9 protein-coding genes are annotated in these 12963 nt (G+C 59.4%); 8 read left to right on the top strand and 1 reads right to left on the bottom strand.

What is annotated here, in order from left to right; translation table 11 throughout:
- Positions 1-27: 27 nt before the first annotated feature.
- From atpB to OHL22_RS02750, 7 genes are all read left to right on the top strand, one after another.
- Complete coding sequence (gene atpB / locus OHL22_RS02780; RefSeq protein ID WP_263332948.1) at positions 28-762, top strand: F0F1 ATP synthase subunit A; 735 nt, start codon at positions 28-30, stop codon at positions 760-762.
- 127 nt (positions 763-889) lie between these two features.
- Positions 890-1195 (top strand): ATP synthase F0 subunit C, encoded by a 306-nt coding sequence (locus OHL22_RS02775; protein ID WP_263332946.1) that lies wholly within the window; start codon positions 890-892, stop codon positions 1193-1195.
- Between the two features lie 420 nt (positions 1196-1615).
- Positions 1616-2440, top strand: a complete 825-nt coding sequence (locus OHL22_RS02770) for a sugar transferase (RefSeq protein WP_317890881.1) — start codon at positions 1616-1618, stop codon at positions 2438-2440.
- Between the two features lie 48 nt (positions 2441-2488).
- Entirely contained in the window at positions 2489-3913 is a 1425-nt protein-coding gene (locus OHL22_RS02765) for a formimidoylglutamate deiminase (RefSeq protein ID WP_263332944.1), read from the top strand.
- 15 nt (positions 3914-3928) lie between these two features.
- A complete protein-coding gene (gene hutU, locus OHL22_RS02760; RefSeq protein WP_263332941.1) occupies positions 3929-5602 on the top strand; it encodes a urocanate hydratase in 1674 nt (557 codons plus the stop codon).
- The gene (hutI, locus tag OHL22_RS02755) at positions 5599-6876 is read left to right on the top strand and encodes an imidazolonepropionase (protein WP_263332938.1); all 1278 of its coding nucleotides are present in this window, start codon (positions 5599-5601) and stop codon (positions 6874-6876) included. The genes hutU and hutI overlap by 4 nt, the downstream gene beginning before the upstream one ends.
- On the top strand, positions 6873-8018 hold the full coding sequence (locus tag OHL22_RS02750; RefSeq protein WP_263332936.1) for a M20/M25/M40 family metallo-hydrolase: 1146 nt from the start codon (positions 6873-6875) through the stop codon (positions 8016-8018). Before hutI ends, OHL22_RS02750 begins: the two co-directional genes overlap by 4 nt.
- Positions 8019-8027: 9 nt before the next feature.
- Here the strand turns inward: OHL22_RS02750 and OHL22_RS02745 are convergent, their stop codons facing one another.
- A complete protein-coding gene (locus OHL22_RS02745; RefSeq protein WP_377819793.1) occupies positions 8028-10178 on the bottom strand; it encodes a sodium-translocating pyrophosphatase in 2151 nt (716 codons plus the stop codon).
- Positions 10179-10616: 438 nt separating this feature from the next.
- Between OHL22_RS02745 and OHL22_RS02740 the strand changes: the two genes are divergently transcribed.
- Positions 10617-12872: an alpha-ketoacid dehydrogenase subunit alpha/beta gene (locus OHL22_RS02740; RefSeq protein WP_263332932.1), complete on the top strand. Its 2256-nt coding sequence runs from the start codon at positions 10617-10619 to the stop codon at positions 12870-12872.
- Positions 12873-12963 lie beyond the last annotated feature (91 nt).

Genomic DNA, 12963 nt, shown 5'->3' with positions numbered 1-12963 from the left:
GTTTTTGATCAGGACGATTCGAACGATATGCATGAAACGCTTGCACTTACCCGGTTGCTGAACCAGCTCTTCGCCGGGCCTGTGGACTCACTGCTGAACGCAATCGGCATTCATCCGCTGCACCCTGAGTCGCCAATCAAGGACGCCCTTGCACTTGAGCTGCTGATCGCTGCTCTTCTTTTGCTCTTTTTCATCGTAGTTCGGGCGTCGCTCAGTGTGGAGAAGCCGGGTGTGCCGCAGCAGTTTGCCGAGTTGATTCATGAGTTCATCGGCGGCCAATCGGAGACGATCATCGGGCACAACTACAGCCGGTTCCAGAGCTTCGTCACGATCATTTTCCTCTTTATCCTGGCTTGCAACCTGATCGGATTGATTCCTGGAATCAACTCGCCGACGGAAATGGAAGCAGTGACTCTGGGGCTGGCGGTCGCGACGTTTGTCTACTACAACTTCTACGGGTTGAAGGAACAAGGCCTGTGGGGATACATCAAGCACTTTGCGGGGCCGGTCTGGTGGCTTGCGCCGCTGATTTTCCCTATCGAGATCGTCTCGCACTTCGCCCGTATCATGTCGCTCTCGGTTCGTCTTTACGCCAACATGTTCGCCGGCGGACTGGTGACAATGGTCTTCTTCTCGCTGGTGCCGATCGGTGTGCCGGTTCTCTTTCTAGGCCTGCACCTGCTGGTTTCGGTGATCCAGGCGTTTGTCTTTACGCTGCTGGTGATGATCTATCTCTCGCTGGCTGTGCAGCACGAGCACTAAAAAGTTTGTGGCATTCCGCCGGAGAGCGCTTCTGCTCCGGACGAACGGACGGTCTTGAGCGTGAGGGGGCCAGCTTGGTGAGCCTCAACCACCCACTGAAGATCAATTCATGTGAAGCTGGAGCACTATGCGGAAACTGCAGTATCTTCTGATGACCCTGTCGGTTCTTTGCTTCGCCTCGCCGGCATTTGCCCAGGCGACGGCTGGTGGCAGCAGCATCAATCTCGCACCTATCGGCATCGGCCTCGGCCTGGCGCTTGCCGCCGGCCTCTGCGGCCTCGGTCAGGGTAAGGCAACGGCGAGCGCCGTCGAGGCTCTTGCGCGTAATCCTGGAGCACGCCCCGGAATCTTCACCTTCTTGATTCTCGGTCTGGCGTTTATCGAATCGCTCACACTGTTCACGCTGGTCATCATCTTCATCATGATCAAGTAATCGGTCTGGAAGCAAAAAACAACGCCCGGGAGCTTTCCCGGGCGGTTGCTTTTTGATGCGCATCTAAACTTCATCAAATACATTACGTGAAATGTACTTCATGCAGATATAAAAAGACTTACATTAAATCTTCTTAATCCATAAATTCTTGATTTTGCACTTGACTTGCAGCTTCCCGGCATTGTTTTCTTGAGTCACTGAATCACATACCCCATTCGGAAACGGGCGTTCGTCTGAGCTCGCTTTCGGCTGTGTTGCGACCGAAGAGCAGTTGTTGACGGGAGAGATGGCTCGGCACAGAAGCCTGCAGCACATGGGCAGTCGGGCAAAAGAGCGCCGGTGATCCGCACATGGCGACACCCCAGCAAGGCTGTTTCGACGACGGGTTGCAGGCGGATTCGCCTGGACCACGAATCTTGCGTGAGCGGATTTCTCTTTGGGGGATGTGTGATCAAGCGCCTGGTGGACGTGATTCTATCTGCATCGCTTCTGCTGTTTTTCTCGCCGGTTCTGGCCTGTGCCGTAATGATGATTCGGCTCACATCGCCGGGTCCTGCCATCTTTCGACAGACCCGTGTAGGCCGGGGATTTCAGCCTTTTGAGATTTTGAAGCTGCGCACAATGGCGCAGGATCGACCGGGGCTGGCGTATACGCTGGCGAGCGATCCGAGGATCACTCCTGTCGGGCGTTTTTTGCGGGAGGCAAAGATCGACGAGCTGCCGCAACTCTGGAACGTACTGCGCGGCGATATGAGTCTGGTGGGGCCGCGCCCAGTAGTGCCGGAGATCAGCCTGGAATTTCGTCCTCATTATGAGCATCTGCTGCGCGTGCGCCCGGGACTGACGGATCCGGCGTCGATTAAGTATCGCCATGAGGCGCGGTTGCTGGCCGCGATGCCCGATGGCAAGGGCTACTTCAAAAGCGTGGTAACGCCGGACAAGCTGCGTATTTCAGCCGATTATCTTGAGCGCGCCACGCTCTGGACGGACGGAGTAACGATGGCGATGACGGCCGTGGTCTGCTGCTTTCCACGATTGTGCCGGCTGTATGGTTTGCCGCCAGCTGGTTCGGATGGAATGAAGAATCGGGAGCAAAGAGAGGACTCGAAGCGCGATGGTGCGATACTGGCACACGCGCAGTCCAATGCGGATACGGAAAATTTGTCCCATTTACCAGTCTGGCAGGGGATTTCACTTAGTCTGAGTGATTTCCTGGGGACATCGACTTCCACAATGCCAAACTGACGGGATTTCTCTCTTCGGCAAAGGGCGACTTGCAGCTAGGATGATGCCGTGGGCAAATCATCTGAGTCTGTGTCCCCGCCGATATTGTTTTTGCCGGATATGCTTCATACCGATGGCGTGACGCGCGAAGGCGTTGGATTGCTGATGCGAGACGGTGTGGTGGAAAGCGTTATCGCGCCCAATGCTGCGCCGGTGGGTGTTCATGTGGTGCGGCTCGCCGGGAAGGCGCTGTTGCCGGGGCTGGCGAATGCGCATTCTCACACATTTCAGCGCCTGTTTCGAGGGCGTGCCGAGGGCCGTGCGGTTGGCGGCGACACGTTCTGGACCTGGCGGGTGCAGATGTACCGCGCTGCGAATTTTGTATCGCCAGAGGATCTGTACGATGTGGCGCGCGCGACCTTTTTAGAGATGGTGCGCGCCGGAATTACGGTGGTAGGCGAGTTTCACTACCTGCACGGCGATCCGGATGGGCGGCCGTACGACGATCCGAATCTGTTGAGCAGGCAGGTGATTGCAGCGGCGCAGTCGGTTGGTCTGCGGATTTGTCTGCTGCGGACGGCGTACTTTCGCGCGGGTTTTCAGAAGCCTACTGACACGGGCCAGCGGCGGTTTTATGAGCAGCCGGATAAGTATCTACACAATCTGGAAGCGCTCGCAACCGAGTATGCAGGTGCGCCTGCGGTTTCAGTGGGCACGGCTCCGCATAGCATTCGAGCAGTTCCGGCGGATGCAATGCAGCGGATCGTGGAGCAGGTACGCGGGCGGATGCCGGTTCATCTGCATATCTCGGAGCAGCCGGCGGAAAACGAGGCGTGTGTGGCCGAGTATGGCGCGACGCCGGTTTCGCTGTTGGCCGATCGCGGAGTGATCGCGCACGATTCGACGCTGGTGCATGCGATTCATCTTACGGATGCAGAGTTCGCTGGGGTGGCGTGGCTTGGTGCGACGATCTGTTCGTGTCCCACGACGGAGCGGAATCTTGGCGACGGTATTTTTCCGGTGGATAAAGCCGCGCGGCTGGGCATTCCGGTGGCTTTTGGTTCGGACAGCCAGGCGCAAATAGATGTGCTGGAGGACGCGCGGCAGATGGAGTACCACCTGCGGTTGCGCGACCGGAAACGCGGCGTGATCGATGGCTCCATGGCTGCCGGTGCGGGCTGGCAGGGCGATATGGCGGGCGCTCTGTTGCAGGCGGCTACGGTGAATGGTTATCGGGCGCTCGGGCTGCACGGCGGACGATTGGCTCCTGGCGAACCCGCCGATTTTTTGACGGCCAATTTAAACGATCTGTCGGTTCTGGGCACCGATGCTGGGTCGCTCGCGGAGCAGACTGTTTTTGCGATGGCCAAGTCCGCGGTCCGCGATGTGGCGGTGGCTGGGAAGCTGATTCTTCAAGACGGACACCACGGCGAGGAAGAAGCGATTGAGGAGCGATACTGCGCGGTGCAGCGGCGGTATGCTCAGGCTCATTGAAGCAGGAGAATGGCGATGACGATGGCAACGGATCTGGCGATGACGGTGCGTGCTCCGAGAGGGAGCGCGCTACGGTGCAAGGGTTGGCAGCAGGAGGCGGCGTTGCGCTGCCTGATGAACAATCTCGACCCGGATGTGGCCGAGAGGCCGGCGGATCTGGTGGTCTATGGCGGCATTGGCAAGGCGGCGCGCAACTGGGAGAGCTTTCATGCCATTGTGCGCGAACTGGAACGACTGGGCGATGAAGAGACACTTCTGGTGCAGTCGGGCAAACCGATCGCGGTCTTTCCAACGCACGATATGGCTCCGCGGGTGATCATCGCCAATTCAAATCTGGTGGGTCACTGGGCCAACTGGGAGCATTTTCATGAGCTCGACCGCAAGGGCTTGATGATGTACGGCCAGATGACGGCGGGGAGTTGGATATACATCGGCACGCAGGGCATTTTGCAGGGGACGTTCCAGACTTTTGCTGCGCTGGCGGATAAGCACTTTGGCGGTTCGCTGAAGGGCAAGTTTACGGTGACCGGCGGAGTGGGAGGCATGGGGGGCGCGCAGCCGCTGGCGGTGACGATGAATGATGGTGTTGTGCTGGCAATTGATGTGGACGGCAGCCGCATCGAGCGCCGCGTGGAGACGCGTTATTGCGACACGATTGCCGAGAGTCTGGACGATGCGCTGGCTCTGTGTGAGGCGGCTCGGCGCGAGGGCAGGGCACTGTCGGTGGGGCTGGTCGGCAACTGTGCCGAAGTGCTGCCGGAGCTGGTGCGCCGGGGCGTTGTGATCGATGTGGTGACGGACCAGACGAGTGCGCATGATCCGCTGAACGGCTATGTTCCGGTTGGGATGACGCTGGCCGAGGCCGCCGAGTTGCGGCAGCGCGATGCGGCGGAGTATGTGCGGCGTTCGACGGCATCGATGGCCGTGCATGTGCAGGCAATGCTCGATCTGCAGCGGGCGGGGGCGATTGCATTTGACTACGGCAACAACATCCGGCGTTTTGCGGCGGATGCGGGTTGCGAGCGGGCCTTCGATATTCCGGGGTTTGTACCGGAGTATATTCGTCCGTTGTTTTGCGAGGGGGCTGGGCCGTTCCGGTGGATGGCGCTATCGGGCGATCCGAAAGACATTGACCGTACAGATGAGCTGGCGTTGCAGCTCTTTCCGAACAATGCGATTCTGCATCGGTGGATGCGGCTGGCGCGGGGACGATTTGCGTTCCAGGGCCTGCCGGCGCGCATCTGCTGGCTTGGGCTGGGTGAACGCGCGCGGATGGGCGAGGCGATGAACGATCTGGTGCGCAAGGGCGAGCTTTCGGCTCCGGTGGCGATTGGCCGCGATCATCTCGATACTGGATCGGTTGCCAGTCCTTACCGTGAAACGGAGCGCATGCTGGATGGTTCCGACGCCGTGGCGGACTGGCCGATCCTGAATGCGCTGTTGAACACGGCTAGCGGCGCGACCTGGGTGAGCTTTCATCATGGCGGCGGCGTGGGGATGGGTTATTCGCTGCATGCAGGGCAAGTAACGGTGGCGGATGGAACAGAAAACGCGGCGAAGCGCATTCGGCGAGTGCTGAACAACGATCCGGGGTTGGGTGTGGTGCGCCATGCAGATGCCGGGTATGAGCTGGCGCGGAAGACGGTTCGCGAAAAAGGCCTTCACATGCCGATGGACAGTGGGCAGTGAACACTGAACAGGTAGGAATGCCGGGAACAGCGAAGATCGCGGTGGTGAATATCGGCCAGTTGGTGACCCTGACAGGTCCGGCGCGGCCACGCGTTGGTGCGGAGATGCGCGAGCTGGGGCTGGTTCACGATGCCGTGTTGCTGGTCCGTGACGGCCGCATCGAAGCCGCAGGCGCGTATGCGGAGCTTCGTGACCGGATCGGGTCTGAGACTCAGGTCATTGATGCGGGCGGTCGGCTGGTGACGCCGGGGTTTGTGGATGCACATACTCACCTGGTCTTTGCCGGTAATCGCGCCAGTGAGTTTGAGCAGCGGCTGGCGGGGAAGACGTACCAGGAGATTGCGGCCGCGGGTGGAGGCATTCAGTCCACTGTAAAGCTGACCCGTGCGGCGAGCGAAGATGAGCTGCTGGCGGAGGCGCGGCGGCATCGCGATTGGATGCTGCGTTCGGGAACAACGACGATTGAGGCGAAATCTGGCTATGGTCTTGAGCGCGAGACGGAGTTGCGGCAGTTGCGCGTGATTGCACGGCTGGCAGAGGAGGGTTCCGTGAAGCTGGTTCCGACGCTGCTGGCGGCGCATACCGTTCCGAAGGAGTTTGCTGACCGGCGCGGGGAGTACGTGCGCTTTGTCGCCCAGGAGCTGATTCCTGAGGTTACGTCCCTTGGTCTGGCTCGTTATTGCGATGCTTTTTGCGACGACCACGCCTTTACTGTCGAGGAAACGCGCGTGGTGCTGGAGGCAGCGAAACGCCACGGTCTGGGGCTGCGGCTGCATTGTGAGCAGTTTCGCCCCGGAACGGGAGCCGATCTTGCGGCGGAGCTTGGCGCCGTGACCGCCGATCATCTGGAGATGGTCTGTGACGATACGCTGCAGAGGATAAAAGCTGCCGGAGTGCAACCGGTACTGCTGCCTGCGTCGGTCTTTTGCCTTGGGCGCGATCAGTATCCACCGGCGCGGAAGATAATTGAGATGGGGTTGCCGGTCGTGGTTGCGACGGATTTCAATCCCGGCTCGTCGCCAGCGCCATCGATGCTGTTTGCGTTGTCGCTGGCGTCGATTGCGATGAAGATGCTGCCGGCGGAAGCGTTGACGGCGGCGACGGTGAATGCAGCTTATAGTCTCGGCTTAGGTCACGAAGTTGGATCTCTGGAACCGGGTAAGGCTGCGGATTTTGTGATCCATGAGTGTGCGGATTATCGAGAGCTTGCGTACTATGTTGCCGCACCGGCTCATCTGCGCCTCTTCGTAAATGGCGCCGAGGTTGCTCTGTGAGTTCGATCGAGGCTGCGGATATTCTGCGTGAGTTGGTGGCGATTTCGACGCCGTCGGCGGTTTCGAATTTGCCGCTTCTAGCTTGGGTCGCGGGGTTCCTGTCTCGATATGGATGGCGGTCGGAACAAATGGTCTGGACCGACCTTGCGGGAGTTGAGAAAGCCAATCTGCTTGTGTGGTCTGGGTCGGGCGAACGCCCAGCCCGTTTTGATTCTGCGTTTGTCTGTCATACCGATACCGTGCCGTACGCGACGAGCTGGCAAGGTGCGCTGGTTCTGGAAGAACGCAGCGGACAATTGCATGGCTGCGGCTCCTGCGATGTGAAGGGCGCACTGGCTTGCTTTCTGGCGGCGATTTCCCAAGTACCTGCCGGAGATGTGGGCAGGTGGGGGTTGATTCTCACGGCAGACGAAGAGATCGGCTGCAAGGGCATGGAACGGCTGCTCGCTCGCGGTGATCTCCGAATAGGCTCGGCAATCGTGAGTGAGCCTACCTCTCTTCGTCCTGGCATCGCGGGCAAGGGCTATGGGCTGACGCGTGTCACGGTGCATGGTGCCGAGGCTCACTCTGCGTTTCCGGCACGAGGAGCCTCAGCTATCCTGGCAGCCGCGAGGCTGATAGCTGAGATTGACGATAAGCTTGGCGGCTGCAATGAGGTAGTTGACGCGCTTTTCGATCCGCCGCGGACCACCTGGAATATCGGCACGATTGAGGGCGGGGCAGCAAAGAATATCGTCGCCGGACGATGTTCGTTTCTCGTGGAGTGGCGGCCTGTGCCCAGTGAGCCGCCGCAGGCGTTTCTGGGCGGGTTGCGCGCGATCCTTGCCTCAGCGCAGGCGGCATGTCCCAAAGCTCGCTTTGAATTGGAGCCGCTTCGCTCGGATGCGGGGTTTGCTCCGGCGGCTCAGGGTATCCTGCAACAAAACCTCCAGAAACTGCTTGGAACCGAGCCAACAGGCATCAGCTTCGGATCAGAGGCAAGCAGGTTGGCAGCTATCGCCGACGAGGTGATTGTGATTGGCCCTGGAGACATGCAGACAGCGCACAGCGACCGTGAGTGTGTACCTGTTGCCGAACTGGAAAAATGGACCGGCGCTCTGGTTGAGCTGTTGCAGCATAACCAGAACGCCGAAATTGTTTAGCGTACTGTCTTAGACGAAGAGCGGAGCCAGCACCAGTGTCACGGTCGCAAGCAACTTGATGAGCACGTGCAGACTGGGACCGGCGGTGTCCTTGAAGGGATCGCCTACGGTGTCGCCTACAACTGCGGCCTTGTGCGCGTCAGAGCCTTTACCGCCGTAGTGTCCTGACTCGATGTACTTCTTGGCGTTATCCCACGCGCCGCCGCCGTTGTTCATCAGCATAGCGAGCAGGATGCCGCTGATGGTGCCGACCATGAGAAAAGCCGCGACCGACTCCGCACCAGAGAGATTGACGATGCCAGCCATACCGGCGGGGAGGTCGATGCTGCTTTTGAGGTGGAAGCGCGTACTGAGATGGCGGAACGAGACACCGATAATGACCGGCATAAGCACGGCGATGGCGCCGGGCATAATCATTTCTTTCAATGCCGCACCGGTGACGATATGGACGCATCGTCCGTAATCCGGACGGCTGGTGCCGGACATGATGCCGGGGTTTTCCTTGAACTGTGCGCGAACGTCTTCGATCACTTTTTCAGCGGCTCGGCCCACGGCGCGGATCGCCATGGACGAAAAGATGTAGGTGAGCATTGCGCCTAACAGCGCTCCTACGAAGACGGGAATACCGGCAAGGTTGATATTCGAGAAGTCCCAGCCTGGAGGCAGATGCAACCCGGCACCCTCAACACGGCGCTGGACAATCTCCTTGATCGTTTCCAGGTAGGCGGAAAAGAGCAAAAAGGCCGCCAGAGAAGCTGAGCCGATGGCATAGCCCTTGGTGAGCGCCTTGGTCGTGTTTCCGGCAGCATCAAGGCGGTCGGTACGGTCGCGGACCTCATGCGGCTGGTTGCTCATCTCAACGATGCCGCCGGCATTGTCGGTGATGGGGCCGAAGGTATCCATCGCCAGAATGTAGGCCGCGCTCGACAGCATGCCCATGGTGGCGATTGCAGTGCCGTAGATGCCCTTGGCGTAGTCGGAGATACCGGCAGCATCTTCAAGGCCGCGCACGCCGCAGTAGTAGCTGAGCAAGAGAGCTGCGCTGATGACGATGACAGGCAGCGCGGGTGTCTCCATACCGACGGCAAGGCCGGTGATGATGTTGGTCGCTGGGCCGGTTTGGCACGCTTCGGCGATGGATCGGACAGGGCGGTAGCGCGTCTCCGTGTAGTACTCCGTGATCGAAACAAAGAGGAACGAAGTGATGATGCCGACGACGCCTGCGCCCAGCAGCCACCAGCGGTCGTCGAGCAGGAAATGCACGCCCAGCGCGAAACCCGCCAGCGCCAACAGGCTGGTGACGTAGTAGCCCCGGTTGAGGGAGTGCATGGGATCGTCGCTCTCTTTGCCGCCGACCACGGCGACTCCGATGATCGAGGAGACGATGTTGACGGCGTGCACAATGAGCGGGAAGAGAATGCCTTTGATTCCGAAGACCGGATAGAGCGCCGCGCCAAGAATCATAGCTCCGACGCTCTCAGCCGCGCTTGATTCAAAGATATCGGCGCCGCGGCCTGCGCAGTCGCCAACGTTGTCGCCAACCAGGTCGGCAATGACGGCTGGGTTGCGCGGGTCGTCCTCGGGAATGCCCGCTTCCACCTTTCCGACGAGATCGGCACCCACATCAGCGGCTTTGGTGTAAATACCGCCCCCGAGCTGGGCAAAAAGCGCCACCAGGGACGCTCCGAAGCCGAATCCGACGAGCTGGTAGACGACTGCCTGGGGCTGACTGAGGCCGCCGAAGAGCAGGAAGAGAATGCCGATGCCCAGTAGGGCAAGGCCTATCACGACGAGGCCAGTGACCGCGCCGCCGTGCAGGGCGAGTTGCAGGGAGCGTGTAAGGCTGGTGCGTGCGGCAGCTGCTGTGCGCAGATTGGCGCGGATGGAGACGAACATGCCGGTGTAACCGGAGATTCCGGAACAGGCCGCTCCTACGAGGAAGCCGAAAACGACGCGGAGCGCCATGGGCTGGGTGGGGCCATACATCCAGTAACCGGCAAAGAGAATGACGGCGATAGCGATGGCCATGAGGGCGATGGTCTTATACTGACGGCCCATGAAGGCTTGAGCGCCTTCCTGAATGGCCCGTGCGATATGTTGCATCTCAGGCGAACCCTGATCGGAGGCCAGAACCGAGCGCGCGAAGAACAGCGCGGCCACCAGCGCTACAACGCCGATGGCAAGTGCAATCCATAGATAGATAGTGTCATTGCCTGAAACGCTGCTGGTGAGTGGATCGGCCAGCATGGCAAGCGCAGTGCTGAAGAAAGACATTCGAGGATAAGCCTCCTAGATTGTTGGTGGCGGGCATTCCTTTGAGAGGAGCCGGAATTAGGCCAATATGGACATCCGAGCAGAGCCCAGTTCTTACGGGAAAGTGAGTATAGCTTGTGACGCAGCCCGGTCATTGCAGTACGACGAATAGAAACACGGCAGCAATTGGATCGTCAATACACCCTGGTGCATCTATACCACTCGGATGCTCCGGATGAGCAATTTGGACCGCTTTTTCCACCGGTCGCAGGATTGATACAATCGACAAGGTTTAGGCTGTTTGGTGGCCTTGGCAGGGCGGAACTTTTAATCCGGAGGTGCGAGATGGGCCGTGGAATTTCAAGCTCAAAAGAACTGAGGCAAGGCGGCTCTCCGGGTAAAAATGGGTCTGGCGCTGCAACGCTGACTGCTGATGTGGTGTCCGGCTCTTCGACGGAGGATCACCTTAGCCCTTCGGAACTGCTTGAATTTTACAAGCTGATGTACGAGTCGCGGCGCATTGACGACCGCGAAGTCCTTCTCAAACGGCAACAGAAAATCTTCTTTCAAGTCTCGGCGGCAGGGCATGAGGCCTTTCAGGCAGCCATGGGCAAGGCGCTGCGAAGCGGCTATGACTGGGTGGTGCCGTACTATCGCGACCGTACGCTGTGCCTGACGCTCGGTGTCACGGCTGAGGATATGTTTCTGCAGGCCGTTGGCGCTGGAACAGACAAGGCAAGTGGCGGACGGCAGATGCCGAACCACTGGAGCAGCCCGGAGCTAAACATCATCAGTACGTCTTCCTCGACGGCGACGCAGATTCTGCACGCTGTGGGATGCGCTGAGGCCGGGCAGTTTCTTGCGCACAATCCGCAGGCAGCGGAAAAGGGAGTCGGAGATTACAGGGCTTTTCACGATATCTCGTTCCACTCTGACGAGGTGGTACTGACGACCCTCGGTGAGGGATCGACCTCGCAGGGTGAGTTCTGGGAGGCGCTGAGTACGGCGTCAAACCGCAAGCTGCCGGTTATTTTCGCGGTAGAGGATAACGGGTATGCGATTTCGGTTCCAGTGGAGACGAATACTCCCGGTGGGAACATCTCACGGTTGGTTGCGAATTTCCCAAACTTCTATTTTGCAGAGGTAGACGGCACCGATCCCGAGGCGAGCTACTTTGCCATGAAAGCGGCGGTGGAGCATTGCCGCGCAGGCAACGGACCAGCATTTGTTCACGGTCACTGCGTGCGCATCTACTCGCATTCCTTCTCGGATGACGACAAGAACTATCGCACCGCCGAGGAGCGGGAAGCGGATACGATGCGCGATCCGCTGCACAAGCTGCAGATGCGCCTGCTGCGTGACGGCATTTTGAGCACCAGCGAGCTGACCGAAATGGAAGAGCGCATCGATGCCCAGGTTGCCGCTGCGGCAGAGCGCGCGCTGGCTGCGCCACTCCCGGCAATATCCAGCATTCCGAAGCATATTTATTCCGAAGACTTCGATCCCACGCGGCCCGAGCTCGAAACAACTCCTGGACGGCCTCACATGGAGGAGTCCGGAAGTACAGAACAGGGCGCTGACCGCACCATGGCTGACCTGATCAACGCCTGCCTGCGCGACGAGATGCGGCGTGATCCGCGCATCGTCGTATATGGCGAAGACGTTGCCGATGCGACACGCATAAAGGCGCTGAAAGAGTCCAAAGGCAAAGGTGGGGTTTTCAAACTCACCGCAGGGTTGCAGACGGAGTTCGGCGTTGAGCGGGTGTTCAACTCGCCGCTGGCTGAGGCGAATATCGTCGGGCGAGCGGTTGGCTACGCTGTACGCGGCATGAAGCCGGTAGTCGAGATTCAGTTCTTCGACTACATCTGGCCGGCTACGCACCAGATTCGAAATGAGCTGGCTGTGATGCGCTGGAGATCCAATGGCGGGTTTGCCTCGCCTGTGGTCATTCGCGTGCCGATTGGCGGATATCTGACAGGCGGGTCTATCTATCACTCGCAATGCGGCGAGTCAATCTTTACGCATATTCCGGGTCTGCGCGTGGTCTTTCCGTCCAATGCGCTGGATGCGAATGGCTTGCTGCGCACGGCGATTCGCTGCGACGATCCGGTGCTGTTTCTCGAACACAAGCGGCTCTATCGCGAGCCGTATGGCCGCGCGCCTTATCCGGGCCCGGATTACATGATTCCGTTCGGCAAAGCAGCCATTACGCGGCCTGGAACTGACGTGACGGTTGTGACTTATGGAGCGGTGGTGCCTCGTGCTCTGCAGGCGGCCAAGCGCGCCGAGCAGATGCATGGTATCTCCACCGAAGTGATCGATCTGCGCACCCTGAGCCCGTATGACTGGGAGGCGATTGCAACCTCGGTGAAGAAAACCAGCCGGGTCATCGTGGCGTATGAGGACGTGAAGAGCTGGGGTTACGGCGCGGAGATAGCCGCTCGCATCGCCGATGAGCTCTTTGAAGATCTCGATGCGCCGGTGAAGCGTGTAGCAGCGATGGACACGTTCGTTGCCTATCAGCCGGTGCTCGAAGATGCGATTTTGCCTCAGCCGGATGATCTGCTGCAGGCGATCACCGAACTTCGAGCTTTCTGACAAGACTTTTTGGCGGGCGTTCTGAATGCGGCACACTCCGCGGAGCGCCTTGTTATCCTGAAAACAGTCGCAGCAGCGTCGTCTATCGAAT

Source organism: Acidicapsa dinghuensis, assembly GCF_025685685.1.
In the GTDB taxonomy this organism is placed as follows: Bacteria; Acidobacteriota; Terriglobia; order Terriglobales; family Acidobacteriaceae; genus Acidicapsa; species Acidicapsa dinghuensis.
This window is presented reverse-complemented; position numbering and strand designations above follow the sequence as displayed.

Excerpts from the sequence above, each read along its gene's own strand:
- hutU (WP_263332941.1), top strand. The coding sequence starts at position 3,929 with ATGACGATGGCAACGGATCTGGCGATGACGGTGCGTGCTCCGAGAGGG.
- atpB (WP_263332948.1), top strand. The coding sequence starts at position 28 with ATGCATGAAACGCTTGCACTTACCCGGTTGCTGAACCAGCTCTTCGCC.
- OHL22_RS02740 (WP_263332932.1), top strand. The coding sequence starts at position 10,617 with ATGGGCCGTGGAATTTCAAGCTCAAAAGAACTGAGGCAAGGCGGCTCT.
- OHL22_RS02775 (WP_263332946.1), top strand. The coding sequence starts at position 890 with ATGCGGAAACTGCAGTATCTTCTGATGACCCTGTCGGTTCTTTGCTTC.